The 15667-nt window shown below is 62.8% G+C and carries 9 protein-coding genes, 2 tRNA genes and 2 rRNA genes; 3 read left to right on the forward strand and 10 right to left on the reverse strand.

Going from position 1 to position 15667, the window contains the following annotated elements; translation table 11 throughout:
• Positions 1-98: 98 nt before the first annotated feature.
• From FOZ74_RS04865 to FOZ74_RS04880, 4 genes are all read right to left on the reverse strand, one after another.
• Positions 99-2980 (reverse strand): 23S ribosomal RNA (locus tag FOZ74_RS04865).
• Between the two features lie 377 nt (positions 2981-3357).
• A tRNA-Ala gene (locus tag FOZ74_RS04870) sits at positions 3358-3433 on the reverse strand.
• Positions 3434-3563: 130 nt separating this feature from the next.
• Positions 3564-3640, reverse strand: a tRNA-Ile gene (locus tag FOZ74_RS04875).
• 168 nt (positions 3641-3808) lie between these two features.
• Positions 3809-5342: ribosomal RNA gene (locus tag FOZ74_RS04880) — 16S ribosomal RNA — on the reverse strand.
• The 16S and 23S rRNA genes sit together here with 2 tRNA genes alongside, the layout of an rRNA operon.
• A 395-nt stretch (positions 5343-5737) precedes the next feature.
• Between FOZ74_RS04880 and FOZ74_RS04885 the strand changes: the two genes are divergently transcribed.
• Positions 5738-7618, forward strand: coding sequence for an ATP-binding cassette domain-containing protein (locus tag FOZ74_RS04885; protein WP_146912013.1), 1881 nt, complete (start codon positions 5738-5740; stop codon positions 7616-7618).
• On the opposite strand, the gene purU is transcribed toward FOZ74_RS04885, so the two are convergent.
• Both purU and FOZ74_RS04895 read right to left on the reverse strand, forming a co-directional pair.
• Positions 7615-8463 (reverse strand): formyltetrahydrofolate deformylase, encoded by an 849-nt coding sequence (purU, locus tag FOZ74_RS04890; RefSeq protein WP_146912014.1) that lies wholly within the window; start codon positions 8461-8463, stop codon positions 7615-7617. The genes FOZ74_RS04885 and purU overlap by 4 nt on opposite strands.
• A gap of 118 nt (positions 8464-8581) precedes the next feature.
• Positions 8582-10123 carry an ABC transporter substrate-binding protein gene (locus tag FOZ74_RS04895; protein ID WP_146912015.1) on the reverse strand — a complete coding sequence of 514 codons (1542 nt, stop codon included), beginning with the start codon at positions 10121-10123 and terminating at the stop codon, positions 8582-8584.
• Between the two features lie 163 nt (positions 10124-10286).
• On the opposite strand from FOZ74_RS04895, the gene FOZ74_RS04900 reads away from it, so the two are divergent.
• Entirely contained in the window at positions 10287-12257 is a 1971-nt protein-coding gene (locus FOZ74_RS04900) for a sensor domain-containing diguanylate cyclase (protein ID WP_146912016.1), read from the forward strand.
• Positions 12258-12261: 4 nt separating this feature from the next.
• Complete coding sequence (locus tag FOZ74_RS04905) at positions 12262-12951, forward strand: HAD family hydrolase (RefSeq protein WP_146912017.1); 690 nt, start codon at positions 12262-12264, stop codon at positions 12949-12951.
• On the opposite strand, the gene FOZ74_RS04910 is transcribed toward FOZ74_RS04905, so the two are convergent.
• From FOZ74_RS04910 to FOZ74_RS04925, 4 genes are all read right to left on the reverse strand, one after another.
• Entirely contained in the window at positions 12941-13693 is a 753-nt protein-coding gene (locus tag FOZ74_RS04910; RefSeq protein ID WP_146912018.1) for a sulfite exporter TauE/SafE family protein, read from the reverse strand. The genes FOZ74_RS04905 and FOZ74_RS04910 overlap by 11 nt on opposite strands.
• A 71-nt stretch (positions 13694-13764) precedes the next feature.
• A complete protein-coding gene (gene ybeY, locus FOZ74_RS04915) occupies positions 13765-14226 on the reverse strand; it encodes an rRNA maturation RNase YbeY (RefSeq protein ID WP_146912019.1) in 462 nt (153 codons plus the stop codon).
• Between the two features lie 55 nt (positions 14227-14281).
• Positions 14282-14668, reverse strand: coding sequence for an aspartate 1-decarboxylase (panD, locus tag FOZ74_RS04920; RefSeq protein ID WP_146912020.1), 387 nt, complete (start codon positions 14666-14668; stop codon positions 14282-14284).
• Positions 14669-14692: 24 nt separating this feature from the next.
• Positions 14693-15634 carry a PhoH family protein gene (locus FOZ74_RS04925; RefSeq protein ID WP_146912021.1) on the reverse strand — a complete coding sequence of 314 codons (942 nt, stop codon included), beginning with the start codon at positions 15632-15634 and terminating at the stop codon, positions 14693-14695.
• Between the last annotated feature and the right edge of the window lie 33 nt (positions 15635-15667).

The following is a 15667-nucleotide window of genomic DNA, read 5'->3' on the forward strand; positions in this document are numbered from 1 at the left end:
TTTTTGTGCAGCTGATTCACAGCAGTCGAATCGGTTGGGAATTTGATTGTGTCTTTGGCATGTACCTTGGGGTTTTTGGTTATGGGCCTCAAGGTTATAGGGTCAAGCCTCACGGGCAATTAGTACTGGTTAGCTGCGGGCATTGCTGCTCTTGCACACCCAGCCTATCAACGTTGTGGTCTACAACGACCCTTCAGGGGGGTCTAGCCCCCGGCAGATCTCATCTTGGAGGGAGTTTCGCGCTTAGATGCTTTCAGCGCTTATCTCTTCCGCACATAGCTACCCTGCGATGCCACGGGCGTGACAACAGGTACACCAGCGGTGCGTCCACTCCGGTCCTCTCGTACTAGGAGCAGGTCTCCTCAAATCTGCAGCGCCCACGGAAGATAGGGACAAAACTGTCTCACGACGTTTTAAACCCAGCTCACGTACCTCTTTAAATGGCGAACAGCCATACCCTTGGGACCGACTACAGCCCCAGGATGAGATGAGCCGACATCGAGGTGCCAAACACCGCCGTCGATATGAACTCTTGGGCGGTATCAGCCTGTTATCCCCAGAGTACCTTTTATCCGTTGAGCGATGGCCCTTCCATACAGAACCACCGGATCACTATGTCCTGCTTTCGCACCTGCTCGACGTGTCAGTCTCGCAGTCAAGCACGCTTGTGCCATTGCACTATCGTCACGATGTCCGACCGTAACTAGCGTACCTTCGAACTCCTCCGTTACGCTTTGGGAGGAGACCGCCCCAGTCAAACTGCCTACCATGCACTGTCCCCAAGCCCGATCAGGGCCCAAGGTTAGAACCTCAAACGCACCAGGGTGGTATTTCAACGTTGGCTCCAGGCACTCTAGCGAGCACCCTTCAAAGCCTCCCACCTATCCTACACAGATCCGTTCAAAATCCAATACAAAGCTACAGTAAAGGTTCATGGGGTCTTTCCGTCTTTCCGCGGGGAGATTGCATCATCACAAACATTTCAACTTCGCTGAGTCTGCGGAGGAGACAGTGTGGCCATCGTTACGCCATTCGTGCAGGTCGGAACTTACCCGACAAGGAATTTCGCTACCTTAGGACCGTTATAGTTACGGCCGCCGTTTACTGGGACTTCGATCAAGAGCTTGCACCCCATCACTTAATCTTCCAGCACCGGGCAGGCGTCACACCCTATACGTCGACTTTCGTCTTTGCAGAGTGCTGTGTTTTTATTAAACAGTCGCAGCCACCGATTTATTGCAACCGCTTTGGGCTCCACCTGTACAGGCATCACCTACTCGCGGCATACCTTCTCCCGAAGTTACGGTATCAATTTGCCGAGTTCCTTCTCCGCAGTTCTCTCAAGCGCCTTAGAATACTCATCTCGCGCACCAGTGTCGGTTTGCGGTACGGTCGTCAATGGCTGAAGCTTAGTGGCTTTTCCTGGAAGCAGGGTATCACTCACTTCAGGCACAAGTGCCCTCGTTATCACCCCTCATCTCAGATCCCCGGATTTGCCTAAGGACCACGACTACAGGCTTGAACCAACATGTCCAACAGTTGGCTGAGCTAACCTTCTTCGTCCCCACATCGCACCATTGAGCGGTACGGGAATATTGACCCGTTTCCCATCAGCTACGCATCTCTGCCTCACCTTAGGGGCCGACTCACCCTACGCCGATGAACGTTGCGTAGGAAACCTTGCGCTTACGGCGAGCGGGCTTTTCACCCGCTTTAACGCTACTCATGTCAGCATTCGCACTTGTGATACCTCCAGCATCCGTCACCAGACACCTTCACAGGCTTACACAACGCTCTCCTACCACGCACAGTAAACTGTGCATCCGCAGCTTCGGTAACTGGCTTGAGCCCCGTTACATCTTCCGCGCAGGACGACTCGATCAGTGAGCTATTACGCTTTCTTTAAATGATGGCTGCTTCTAAGCCAACATCCTGACTGTCTTAGCCTTCCCACTTCGTTTCCCACTTAGCCAATTTTAGGGACCTTAGCTGGCGGTCTGGGTTGTTTCCCTCTTGTGTCCGGACGTTAGCACCCGGTGCACTGTCTCCCGCGCTGTACTCTTCGGTATTCGGAGTTTGCCTAGGGTTGGTAAGTCGCCATGACCCCCTAGCCTAAACAGTGCTCTACCCCGAAGGTAATACGCGAGGCACTACCTAAATAGTTTTCGGAGAGAACCAGCTATTTCCAGGTTTGTTTAGCCTTTCACCCCTATCCACAGCTCATCCGCTGGTTTTGCAACACCAGTCGGTTCGGACCTCCAGTGCCTGTTACAACACCTTCATCCTGGCCATGGATAGATCACCTGGTTTCGGGTCTACACCCAGCGACTAAAAACGCCCTGTTCGGACTCGGTTTCCCTGCGCCTTCCCTATTCGGTTAAGCTTGCCACTGAATGTAAGTCGCTGACCCATTATACAAAAGGTACGCCGTCACCCCTTGCGAGGCTCCGACTTTTTGTAAGCATGCGGTTTCAGGATCTATTTCACTCCCCTCCCGGGGTTCTTTTCGCCTTTCCCTCACGGTACTGGTTCACTATCGGTCGATGATGAGTATTTAGCCTTGGAGGATGGTCCCCCATGTTCAGACAGGGTTTCTCGTGCCCCGCCCTACTTGTCTCTAGCCTAGTACCACCAAACGGTTTTCGCATACGGGGCTATCACCCACTATGGCCGGCCTTTCCATGCCGCTTTGCTAACCGCTTGACTATCTCTAGAAGGCTGCTGCGATTTCGCTCGCCACTACTTTCGCAATCTCGGTTGATGTCTTTTCCTCAGGGTACTGAGATGGTTCAGTTCCCCTGGTTTGCCTCGTGCATCCTATGTATTCAGATGCCGATACCCTCATCGGGTGGGTTTCCCCATTCAGAGACCTCCGGATCACAGCTCGTTTGCCAGCTCCCCGAAGCTTTTCGCAGGCTACCACGTCTTTCTTCGCCTATCATCGCCAAGGCATCCACCACATGCTCTTGTTCACTTGACCCTATAACTTTGAAGCCTTGCAGCCCCAAGGTTTGCTTTCAAGTCAACTTGCGAGGTCTCGCACCTCGCGCGTTTCATGCCGTAACGCGAATCTTTCTTCCTGGCTCTACCATTTCTGGCAGTGCCCTCGAGAACCATTCGTCATTACTTGAACAGATTTTCTTTCGAATCTCGTGTTCGTTTTGACGCAATCAAATTCTTGCCGCCGATGGCACGGCGCATCCTCTCGGATGCTTTCCATCAGCAGCGCTGATTCGACTCTGTGAATTTTTAAGGAACAGCCGGGAAGCCTTGCAGCTTCCAGTTCTTGGCATATGCCAATGTCAAAGCAGGCTCTTGTCTTGCTTTGAGATTGCCACTGCACGCCCGTGTGTGCGTTGGTGGAGGATGACGGGATCGAACCGACGACCCCCTGCTTGCAAAGCAGGTGCTCTCCCAGCTGAGCTAATCCCCCTTGGCGGGCGCCATGCTGCGTTGCTCGGCCGGCTGTGTAGCACGCTCTGCTACTTGCCCTTCCTCACGCCTTGCCTGTCATCCGCAATCTTGATCGTTCATTGTTGTCACGATCTTTTGTGCCCAGGGATTGGTGGGTCTGGTTGGACTCGAACCAACGACCCCCGCCTTATCAAGACGGTGCTCTAACCAGCTGAGCTACAGACCCCAATCGGTCAAACTGCATGCGAGCCCACCGGGGGCCCGGACCGCTGGCGACACACACCCCTTGTGCTGTCCAACAACCGATAAGTGTGGGCGCCTGGCCAGCGCTTGCGCAGCGCTGCGTGGCTCCTGCCTTGCTTTTGCTCTTGCGTTTTTTTCTGTATATGTCCAGAAAGGAGGTGATCCAGCCGCACCTTCCGATACGGCTACCTTGTTACGACTTCACCCCAGTCACGAACCCCACCGTGGCAAGCGCCCTCCTTGCGGTTAGGCTACCTGCTTCTGGTGAGACCCGCTCCCATGGTGTGACGGGCGGTGTGTACAAGACCCGGGAACGTATTCACCGTGACATGCTGATCCACGATTACTAGCGATTCCGACTTCATGCACTCGAGTTGCAGAGTGCAATCCGGACTACGACCGGCTTTATGGGATTGGCTTCACCTCGCGGCTTCGCTGCCCTTTGTACCGGCCATTGTATGACGTGTGTAGCCCCACCTATAAGGGCCATGAGGACTTGACGTCATCCCCACCTTCCTCCGGTTTGTCACCGGCAGTCCCATCAGAGTGCCCTTTCGTAGCAACTGATGGCAAGGGTTGCGCTCGTTGCGGGACTTAACCCAACATCTCACGACACGAGCTGACGACAGCCATGCAGCACCTGTGTGCAGGCTCTCTTGCGAGCACTCCTTCGTCTCTGAAGGATTCCTGCCATGTCAAAGGTGGGTAAGGTTTTTCGCGTTGCATCGAATTAAACCACATCATCCACCGCTTGTGCGGGTCCCCGTCAATTCCTTTGAGTTTTAACCTTGCGGCCGTACTCCCCAGGCGGTCAACTTCACGCGTTAGCTTCGTTACTGAAGAAATGAATCCCCAACAACCAGTTGACATCGTTTAGGGCGTGGACTACCAGGGTATCTAATCCTGTTTGCTCCCCACGCTTTCGTGCATGAGCGTCAGTACAGGCCCAGGGGGCTGCCTTCGCCATCGGTGTTCCTCCGCATATCTACGCATTTCACTGCTACACGCGGAATTCCACCCCCCTCTGCCGTACTCCAGCCTTGCAGTCACAATGGCAGTTCCCAGGTTGAGCCCGGGGATTTCACCACTGTCTTGCAAGACCGCCTGCGCACGCTTTACGCCCAGTAATTCCGATTAACGCTCGCACCCTACGTATTACCGCGGCTGCTGGCACGTAGTTAGCCGGTGCTTATTCTTACGGTACCGTCATCGCCCTCCTGTATTAGAGAAGAACTTTTCGTTCCGTACAAAAGCAGTTTACAACCCGAGGGCCTTCATCCTGCACGCGGCATGGCTGGATCAGGGTTTCCCCCATTGTCCAAAATTCCCCACTGCTGCCTCCCGTAGGAGTTCGGGCCGTGTCTCAGTCCCGATGTGGCTGATCATCCTCTCAGACCAGCTACAGATCGCAGGCTTGGTAGGCCTTTACCCCACCAACTACCTAATCCGACATCGGCCGCTCCAGTAGCGCAAGGCCCACAAGGGGTCCCCTGCTTTCATCCACGGATCTCATGCGGTATTAATCCGGCTTTCGCCGAGCTATCCCGCACTACCGGGCACGTTCCGATGCTTTACTCACCCGTTCGCCACTCGCCGCCATCCCGAAGGACGCGCTGCCGTTCGACTTGCATGTGTAAGGCATGCCGCCAGCGTTCAATCTGAGCCAGGATCAAACTCTACAGTTCGATCTCTTTGCTTTGCTCACTCAAAAACGGAAATTGAAGTGAATCCTCACTTCCTTTTCTCATGAGCGTTTGGTTTGCTCGAGCACAAGGAGAGATCGCCTCCCGCAGTGAGCCAGCGCTTGCACGCCACCATCACCACAAAAGCCAAACCCTCTCCCCGCCAAGACAGGCGCACCACTGCAGGTGCATCCAACCAAACGCCCACGCTTATCGGCTGTGTGTTGTTAACGAACCCTACCCCACCTCAACCCCAAAAGTCCTACTGCAAGAACCCCGGATCAAGAAAGGCGCTGCGATCAGCGAAGCCATGAATTCTATACCAAGTTTTGCACCACGCGCAAGAGATGGAGAGAAAAAGTTTCAGGAGATCAGGACCGCCCCTATAAACTGGCCGCATGGCAGTGATCACGATGATGGAGGGGCAGCTTGCCTTCGGGCACTGGCCGCTCCTGGACAAGGCGGGTTTTTCGCTTGAGGCGGGCGAGCGCGTGGGTTTGATCGGGCGAAATGGGGCGGGCAAGTCCTCGTTGCTCAAGGTGCTGGCGGGTCTGGCGACGCTCGACGATGGCGCGCTGGTGCTGGAGCAAGGCACGCGGGTGGCCTACGTGGCACAGGAACCCCGCTTCGAGCCGCAGGCTTCGGTCTTTGACACCGTGGCCCTGGGCCTGCAGGAGGCGATCGCATTGCGCGAGCGTTACCAGCAGACCAGCGACGCGGTCGAGCTTGCAAACCTGCAAACACGCATCGAAGCGCTCGATGCCTGGACCTGGGAGCAGCGCGTGCAGGAAGCGCTGCAGCGCTTGAATCTGCCTGGTGAACAGCCCATGGGCGAGCTTTCCGGCGGCATGCAAAAACGCGTGGCGTTGGCGCAGGCTCTGGTGGCCAGGCCACAGGTGCTGTTGCTGGACGAGCCGACCAACCACCTCGACCTGGATGCCATCGCCTGGCTCGAAGAGCTGCTGCTGGGCTTTGCAGGGAGCGTGGTGACGATCACGCACGACCGCAGCTTTCTGGACGCGATCGCCACACGCATCGTCGAGCTGGACCGCGGCAAGCTGCTTTCCTACCCCGGCAACTTTGCCGCCTACCAACGTCAGAAGGCCGAGCAGCTGGCACGCGAGGAACTCATTCACGCCAAGGCCGACAAGCTGCTGGCCCAGGAGGAAGTCTGGATACGCAAGGGCGTGGAGGCCCGGCGCACCCGCAGCCAGAGCCGCATCGCCCGCCTGCAGGCGCTGCGCCAGGAACATGCGCAGCGCCGCCAGACGCTGGGGCGCGTGAGGATGGATGTTGATTCGGCCAGTGGCGGTTACCAGGGGAAGGTGGTGGCGCAACTCGAGAATGTGTCCAAGGCCTTCGGCGACAAGCGGGTGGTGCAGGATTTCAGCGCCATCATCCTGCGCGGCGACAAGGTCGGACTGCTCGGGCCCAACGGTGCAGGCAAGACCACGCTGCTCAAGCTGATGCTGGGCGAGCTACAGCCCGACAGCGGCACGGTGCGCCTGGGCAGCACCTTGCAGGTGGCCTACTTCGACCAGTTGCGCGCGCAGCTGGACCTGGATGCGACGGTGGAGGATTTCATCAGCCCGGGCAGCGAATGGATAGAGATCGGACGCGAGCGCAAGCACGTGCGCAGCTATCTGGCGGACTTTCTGTTCTCGCCAGCGCGCGCGCACTCTCCGGTGCGTTCACTGTCGGGCGGCGAGCGCAACCGGCTGCTGCTCGCGCGCCTGTTCGCGCGCCCGGCCAATGTGCTGGTGCTCGACGAGCCGACCAACGACCTGGACATAGACACCCTGGAGCTGCTGGAAGAGCTGCTGCAGAACTACGAGGGCACGGTCTTCCTGGTCAGCCACGACCGGCGCTTCGTGGACAACGTGGTGACCAGCATCATCGCCAGCGAAGGCCAGGGGCGCTGGCGCGAATACGAAGGCAACGTGCAGGATTGGCTTGCGCAGTCCCGGCGCAGTGCGCAATGGGCCGCGGCCAAGGCCCCGGCGGCGGCCGCACCCAAGGTCGACGCGCCACGCACGCAAACCGCCAAGGCGCCGCCGCAGAAGAAGAAGCTCAGCTACAAGGAGCAGCGCGAACTCGAACAACTGCCCGACCAGATCGATGCGCTGGAAGCCGAGCAGCGGGCGCTGCGCGACGAACTGGCCGACGGCACGCTCTACAGCCGCGACAACGCACGCGCGGTGTCGCTGCACCAGCGCGACGCGCAGATCGAAGAGCTCTTGATGCAGGCGCTGCAGCGCTGGGAAGAACTGTCGAGCTAGCGAAACACCACCGTCTTGTGGCCATTGAGCAGCACGCGGTGCTCGCTGTGCCACTTGACGGCGCGCGCCAGCACCTGGCTTTCGGTGTCCCGCCCGCGCGCGGTCAGGTCTTCCACGGTGTGGGTGTGGTCCACGCGCGCGACGTCCTGCTCGATGATCGGCCCTTCGTCCAGGTCGGCGGTCACGTAATGCGCCGTGGCGCCGATGAGCTTGACCCCGCGCTGGTGGGCCTGGTGGTAGGGCTTGGCCCCCTTGAAGCTGGGCAGGAAGCTGTGGTGGATGTTGATCGCGCGCCCGGCCAGCTTGCCGCACAAGTCGTTCGAGAGAATCTGCATGTAGCGCGCCAGCACCACCAGCTCGGCCCCGGCGGATTCGATGATCTCGAGCTGGCGCTGCTCGACCTGCGCCTTGGTCGCCGCGGTGACCGGCAGATGGTGGAACGGGATGTCGTAGCTGGCGGCGAGCTGGTAGAAATCGCGGTGATTGCTGATGATCGCGGCGACCTCAATGGGCAGCAGGCTGCTCCTGACGCGAAACAGCAGGTCGTTGAGGCAATGGCCTTGCTGGCTCACGAGGATGACGGTCTTCATGGGCCGCGCCAGATCGTGCAGGCTCCAGCGCATCGCATGGGGCTCGGCAAAGGTGGCCAGGCGCGCGGCGAGCGTCGCGTGATCGTGGCGCTCGCAGGCGAATTGCACGCGCATGAAAAAGAGGCCCGTGGCCGGGTCGTTGTATTGCGCCGCTTCTTCGATGTTGCCGTCGTGCTCGAGCAGGAAACCCGAGACGGCATGCACCAGCCCGAGGCGGTCCGGGCAGGACAAGGTCAGCACATAGGTGTGGTTCATGACCCGGATTGTCGCAGCAGGCACGGGTTCCCCCTCGGACCAGATGCCGCATTGATTATTCAAATTGATAGCTGGTGGCGCTTTACTGTACTGCGTTACAGCCACTTTTTGCTTGAATTCACCCCCACCACAACGCCGCGACATCGTGCGCGACGATGGGGTAATTCACCCACGCGCCGCGCAGGCCCTTGCGCACCACGGTGCCCACCTGAGGGGTGTAGACCCACACGTTGGCCGCGTCCTGCGCGAGGTGGCGCTGGATGCGCTGGAACATCTGCTGGCGCAGACGCGGGTTAGCGGCCGTCGCATGCTGCGCCACCAGTTCGCGGAAGGCGGCGCTGTCGTAATGAAAGTAGTAGTCGGGATCGGTGTAGATCAGGTAATCGAGCGGCTCGACATGGTTGATGAAGGTGGTATCGAAGTCGCCCTTGAACGGCCCGGCCAGCCACTCCTTCCAGGACATGGGGACGGGTTCGAGCGTGATGCCAACCTCGGCCAGGTATTGCACCAGCAGCGGCGCGCCGGTGATCGCGTAGGGCGTGGGCGGCAAGGCGCAGCGCAGGTGCAGCGGCACGCGCACTCCGGCCTCGGCCAGCAGCGCGCGCGCGCGCTCCGGGCTGTGGGGGTAGAGGTTTTCCAGATGCAGGTAGCCCGCGTCGGTCGGGGCGAAGTGGCTGCCGATGGGGTCACCCCGGCCTTCGAAGGCGCGGCGAATGATCGCCTCGCGGTTGATCGCGTGCGTGATCGCGCGGCGCACCCGCAAGTCATTGAGCGGCTTGCGGGCATGGTTCAGCGCCAGCATGGTCTTGCCGCTGGAGCCGCCGACCAGCACCTGGAAATCGGGGTTGCCGCGAAAACGCTGCACGATGGGCGTGGCGAACTGGAACAGCAGATCGACCTCGCCCGAATCGAGCGCGGCGGCCTGCGCGTCGGCGCTGGTGATGAAGCGAAAAACCGCCTCTTCCATCCTGGGCCGTTCACCCCAGTAGCTCGGTACGCGCGTCAGGCGCAGGCTGTGGCCCTTGCGCCATTCGGCCATCCGGTAGGGGCCGGTCCCCACGGGCTGCGTCGCGACCTGGCCCGCGCTTTGGGGGTGCAGGATGACGGCCGTGCATTCGCCCAGGTGAAACAGGAACTGCGCGTCGGCGTGCCGCAAGGTCAGATGGATGCGCCCCGGGCCCTCGGTCTCGATGCGGGCGATGTTGGAAAACAGCGCCTTGCGCGCCTTGTTGGTCGAGCCGGGCGCGGCCGAGCGCTCGAAGCTGAAACGCACGGCATCCGACGTGAAGGCGGCACCATCGTGAAAGCGCACGCCCTGGCGCAGCTCGAAGGTATGGCGCAGGCCATCGGCGCTGGTGCTCCAGCGTTCGGCCAGCAGCGGCGAGACGCTGCCGTTTTCCTCGATCTTGGTCAACCCCTCCAGGATGTTGTAGTGCGTGACGCCGCCCACCGCGGCCAGCGCGTCGGTGGTGGGATCGAGGCTGGAGGGCTCCTGCGTGGTGCTGAGCGTGACGCCGCGCGAGCCGCTGGCGGCCCACGCCGGGGGCAGCCCGCCAGCGATGGAGGCCGCGCCCGCCGCCACCGCCCGGGCCAGCCACTGACGCCGATCAAGCGCAGCCCCCGTGATATGCGTTCCATGATCCGAGCGAGCAACCGTCATCCGAAAACTCCATGTCTTGAGATGGCGGGCGACCCATGCACCTGAGCATGCGCGTGCATTCGTTCGCCCATGCACCATGGTACGCTGCGCGCCCGGTATTCTGAAATATCCAGAAACAATCATGCGTTGGCAACCGCGTCGACACACAGCCACCCGACACGCGATGTTCGGGTGGGCGCTGCTGCTGGTCACGGCGTTCGCGGTGATGGCCTGGGCGCTGTGGAACACCTACGCGGCGCGCGAGGTGCGTTTCCGCCACCAGGTGGAGGCGGGGTTGAACGCGGTCAACCAGTTGCAGATCAGCGCGATTGGCGCGTGGCGCGCCCATGAGTTGGCGGAAGCGCAAATGCTCAGCGACGACGAAACTCTGGCCACCGCAGCTTCGCTGTGGCTCAAACAGCGTGACCCGACGCATGAAGCGCTGCTGCGCACGCGGCTGCGGTCATTGGTGGAGCGCTTGCAGTACAGCGGCGCCTTTCTCGTCGACCCCCAGGGGCGACGGCTCCTGGGCGCACAGGGCCCCACCGATGGACAACTGCCCGCCGTGGAGGCCGAGGCGCTGGCGCAGGTCTTCGCGCAGGCAGGGCCGGTCATCGTCGGCCTGCGCCGGAGCAGCAGCTTCGATTTCGCCTACTTCAGCATGCTCGTTCCCCTCTTCGACATGGACGGGCAAAGCCTGGCCGCCGTCTGGCTGGTGATGGACGCGAGCACCACTTTGTACCCGCTGTTGCAGGGCTGGCCCACCACCAGCCACAGCGCCGAATCGCTGCTGGTGCAGCAGGATGAACAGGGATTGCTGTACGCCAGCCCCCTGCGCCAATGGGACGACGCGCCACTCACGCGCTACATGGCCACGGGGCACGCGGCCGGCGCCCTCTCCGACCAGTTGATGCGCGGCGTGCGCGGCGTGTTCTACGCGCATGACTACCGCCACCATGGCGTGGTGGCCACGGCGGGCGCGGTGCCCGACAGCCCCTGGCTGGTGGTCTCCAAGATGGACACGGCCGAGGCCTTCGCCGAGGTGCAGCAGCGCAACTGGCAGGTGCTGGGGCTCGGCGCCAGCCTGGTGCTGCTGCTCTCGGGCAGCCTGGCGCTGCTGTGGCTGCGCGGCGCGTGGCAGCGCGAACGCACGCTCAAGCGCGATTTGCAAGAGCACATGCTGTGGCTCGATGCCGCGCAAAAGGCCGCGGCCATCGGTTACTACGCCTACGACCTGAGCGCGAAGACTTATCGCGCCTCTCCCATGGCTTGTGAAATTTTCGGCATCGAACCCGGCCTGACACCCACGCGCGATCAATGGCTGGCACGGGTTGACCCACGCGACCGCGACCGCGTCTGGGAGAAAAACCGCCAAGCCATCCTGACGCGCCAGCCCCTGCACATGCAGCACCGCATCCTGCGCCAGGGCGACGGGCAGACGCGCTGGATCGAGGTGCTGGGCGACTACACCGAGGATCAGGAGACGCAGCGGCAACGCATCGTCGGCACCGTCCAGGACATCACCGAACGCAAGCAGACCGAGGAAGCGCTGGAGCGCTACCGCTCGGCACTGGAGGCGCAGGTGCGCATCGACCCGCTGACGCAGGTGGCCAACCGGCTGGCGCTGGACGAGGCGCTGGGCCAGGAGTGGGAGCGCGCCGAGCGCGGGCGCACCTCGCTGGCGATCCTGATGATCGACATCGACCTGTTCAAGGCCTACAACGATCACTACGGCCACCTGGCGGGCGACGAATGCCTGCGCCGCGTGGCGCTCACGCTGGCCTCGGCCACCGGGCGCGCGGGCGACATGGTGGCGCGCTATGGCGGCGAGGAATTTGCCGTGCTGCTGCCCGGCGCCACCGATGAGCAGGCCCAGGCGGTGGGCGAGCGCCTGCGCGAGGCCATCCGCGAACTGCGCATGGCGCACCGCGAGGGTATGGTCGACGGCATCATCACCATCAGCGTCGGCGCGGCCAGCGTGCAGCCGCTGGCCCTGGCGGCGGGCGATGACGCGCACACGCTGTTGCAGCGCGCCGCCGAACTCGTGCGCCGCGCCGACACCGCGCTGTACGTTGCCAAGCAGGCCGGGCGAGACCAGGTGTGCGTCTGGCAACCAACGATGATGCACGCCTCACCGCCAAATTCGAGACACTGAAAGCATGACGGGAACCCTCACCGCGGTGCTGTTCGATTGCGATGGCGTGCTGGTCGACAGCGAAGCCATCACCAACGGCGTGTTGTGCCAGATGCTCAACGAATCCGGCTGGGCACTGTCGCCCCAGGAGTGCCTCGACATCTTCATCGGCAAGGCCGTGCGCAGCGAGGCCGCGCGCATCGAACGCGAAACCGGCCGGCCGCTGACCGATGCCTGGATGACCACGTTTTACGAGCGGCGCAACGCGCGTCTGCAAGCCGAGCTTGAGCCCATCGCCGGGGCGCTTGAGGCCGTGCGGAGGGTGCACGCGCACCTCGATGGGCGCATCGCCTGCGCCTCGGGCGCCGACCGCGCCAAGGTGTTGATGCAACTCGCCAAGACCGGGCTGGCACCCTGGTTCGGGCCGCACGTCTTCAGCGGCCACGACCTGCCGCGCAGCAAGCCCGCGCCGGACGTCTACCTGGCGGCCGCTGCCAGCCTGGGCGTCGCGCCAGAGCGCTGCCTGGTGGTGGAAGACACGGCCATCGGCGTGCGCGCGGGCGTGGACGCGGGCGCCACCGTGGTCGGCTACCGCCCGGTACGCGGCGCGGTCAACACGGCCGAGCAACTGCGTGACGCGGGCGTGGTGGATGTGCTCACCGACATGGCCGAGCTGCCCGCCTGGCTGGCGCGGCGCGGGGCCATCAGAGCTTGAGGAAGAACAGCACCGTCATCACCAGACCGATGACGACGATGCCCCAGCGCAGTACCGGCGCGGGCAGCTTGCGCGCGCCGCGCGCGCCCAGGTAGCCGCCCAGCGTGGCCGCGACCATCATGATGAAGGCCTCCTTCCACTGCACGATGCCGCCCGCCGCGTAGATGGCCACCGCGATCGCGGTCAGCAGCGTGGAGACGAGGTTCTTGATCGCGTTCATCGCGTTCAGGCGCGTCTGCCCGAGCAGGCCGAAGAGCGCCAGCATCAGGATGCCCATGCCGCCGTTGAAATACCCGCCGTAGCCGGATACCAGCAGCAAGCCGGCCACCGCCTTGGCACGCGAAGGCTGGGCGCCTTCGGCGCGGTGGCTATCGGCCCAGCGGCGCAGCTGCGGACCGAAGGCAAACATCGCCGTGGCCGCCAGCAGCAGCCAGGGGATGAGCCGGTTGAAGGCGGCGTTGGAGGTCACCAGCAGCAGCGCCGCGCCCAGCACGCCCCCGACGAGCGACAGCACGATGACCAGGCGCATCGACAGCCCGGGCGCGGGCTCCATGTCCTCGCGCGAGCCAAAGATGCTGGCCACGTAGCCCGGCAGCAGCGCCACCGTGCCCGTGGCGTTGGCAGTGACGGAGGGCACGCCCACGGCGATCAGCGCGGGCAGCGTGAGAAAGCTGCCGCCCCCGGCAACGGCGTTCAGGGTGCCGGCGAAGAAGGCGGCGATGAGCAGCAGGGCAATGTCCATGGTCGTGTGGTCGATGGGGGCGTCGGTTCGGGAGGCAGGCCCGCGCAGGAATCAAGCCCGGCGCCAGGCGTTCAGTGCCCAGGGCCCCCATAGGGGTCGGCAAAGCCCAGGCGCAGCAGGATGGCGGTTTCGCGCGCTTCCATGGCGCGCGCATCCTCCTCGCCGGTTTCGTGGTCCCAGCCCTGGGCGTGCAGCGCGCCATGCACCAGCAGGTGCGCGTAGTGCTCCTGCAGCGTCTTGTTCTGCTCGCGCGCCTCGCGCTCGACCACCGGAGCGCAGAGCACCAGGTCGGCCACCACCACGGGCTGCTGCTGGTAGTCGAAGGTGAGCACGTTGGTGGCGTAGTCCTTGCGGCGGTAGGTGGCGTTGAGCTGGCGGCCTTCGGGCTCGCCCACGATGCGCACCGTGATCTCGGCGTCGGCATCGAGCGCATGGCGCAACCAGCGCGCCACCCGGTGGCGGGCCAGCAGCGCGCGGTGCTGCGCGGCGTCGCGGGCAAACTGCAGGGACAGGGCCAGTTGCGCGAGGGACATTTTCAATGAAAAACGGCTCTAGCGCCCGTGGATAAAGCGCTGGCAGCTATCAAAATCAGGAATCCATCATCTGCGTGGGCACGCGGTGGCTGAGCGAAACCTGGCGGTTCTTCTCGTCGACGAAGACCAGGCGCGGCTGGTGCGTGGCCCGTTCTTCCTCGCTCACCTGGGCAAAGGCCGCGATGATGAGCAGGTCGCCCACGCAGGCGCGGCGCGCGGCCGAGCCATTGACCGACACCATGCCGCTGCCACGCTCGCCCTTGATGGCGTAGGTGACGAAGCGCTGGCCGCTGTCCACGTTCCAGATGTGCACCTGCTCGTTCTCGACGATGCCGGCGGCGTCCAGCAGATCTTCGTCGATGGCGCAGGAGCCCTCGTAGTGCAGGTCGCAATGCGTGGCGCGCACGCGGTGAATCTTGGATTTGAGCAGGGTAAGGATCATGGGAAGAAAAAAGGAAAGACGGTCTCAGGCGCGCGCCTTGCGCTGCGCGTCGTAGGCATCGACGATGCGCGCCACCAGCGGGTGGCGCACCACGTCGGCGCTGGTGAAGTGGGTGATGGCGATGCCGGCCACGCGCCTGAGGATACGCTCGGCATCCACCAGGCCGCTGGTGGCGCCGCGCGGCAGGTCGATCTGGCTGACGTCGCCCGTCACCACCGCGCGCGAACCAAAGCCTATGCGCGTGAGGAACATCTTCATCTGCTCGGGCGTGGTGTTCTGCGCCTCGTCCAGGATCACGAAGGCGTTGTTCAGCGTCCTGCCGCGCATGAAAGCGAGCGGCGCGATTTCAAGCTGCGCGCGCTCGAAGGCCTTTTGCACGCGGTCAAACCCCATCAGTTCGTAGAGCGCGTCGTAGAGCGGGCGCAGGTAGGGATCGACCTTCTGCGTCAGGTCGCCCGGCAGGAAGCCCAGGCGCTCGCCCGCCTCCACCGCCGGGCGCGTGAGGACGATGCGCTGCACCGCCTGGCGCTCCAGCGCGTCCACCGCGCAGGCCACCGCCAGGTAGGTCTTGCCGGTGCCGGCCGGCCCGATGCCGAAGGTGATGTCGTGGCCCGCGATGCTTTGCAGGTACCCGCTCTGGTTGGGCGTGCGCGCCTTCAGGTCGCTGCGCCGCGTGGACAGGCGCAGCGCCCCATCCTCGTCCTGCGCCAGCGCCACCTCGCTGGCCAGCAGCAGCTGCACCTGCTCGGGGCGCAGCGGGCGCGCCGCCATCTCGTACAGGGCCTGCAGCACCTCCATCGCCCGCGTGGCCGCCGCCTTGGGGCCTTCCACCCTGAAGTACTCTTGGCGGTGCGAGATCTTCACCTGCAGCGCCAGCTCGATCTGGCGCAGATGCTCGTCGGCCGGGCCGCACAGATGTGCAAGACGCAGATTGCTCAGGGGGGTGAAGGTATGGCGCAGGATCACGCGGATAATTTCCGGCAGGCGCCGCGCTCAGGC

The organism is Comamonas flocculans (assembly GCF_007954405.1).
Taxonomy (GTDB): domain Bacteria; phylum Pseudomonadota; class Gammaproteobacteria; order Burkholderiales; family Burkholderiaceae_C; genus Comamonas_C; species Comamonas_C flocculans.

What these genes read in the sequence shown, in the direction of transcription:
- ybeY (WP_146912019.1), bottom strand. Translation starts at nt 14,226, where the DNA reads ATGTCCCTCGCGCAACTGGCCCTGTCCCTGCAGTTTGCCCGCGACGCC.
- purU (WP_146912014.1), bottom strand. Translation starts at nt 8,463, where the DNA reads ATGAACCACACCTATGTGCTGACCTTGTCCTGCCCGGACCGCCTCGGG.
- FOZ74_RS04910 (WP_146912018.1), bottom strand. Translation starts at nt 13,693, where the DNA reads ATGGACATTGCCCTGCTGCTCATCGCCGCCTTCTTCGCCGGCACCCTG.
- FOZ74_RS04900 (WP_146912016.1), top strand. Translation starts at nt 10,287, where the DNA reads ATGTTCGGGTGGGCGCTGCTGCTGGTCACGGCGTTCGCGGTGATGGCC.
- FOZ74_RS04885 (WP_146912013.1), top strand. Translation starts at nt 5,738, where the DNA reads ATGGCAGTGATCACGATGATGGAGGGGCAGCTTGCCTTCGGGCACTGG.
- FOZ74_RS04895 (WP_146912015.1), bottom strand. Translation starts at nt 10,123, where the DNA reads ATGACGGTTGCTCGCTCGGATCATGGAACGCATATCACGGGGGCTGCG.
- FOZ74_RS04905 (WP_146912017.1), top strand. Translation starts at nt 12,262, where the DNA reads ATGACGGGAACCCTCACCGCGGTGCTGTTCGATTGCGATGGCGTGCTG.
- panD (WP_146912020.1), bottom strand. Translation starts at nt 14,668, where the DNA reads ATGATCCTTACCCTGCTCAAATCCAAGATTCACCGCGTGCGCGCCACG.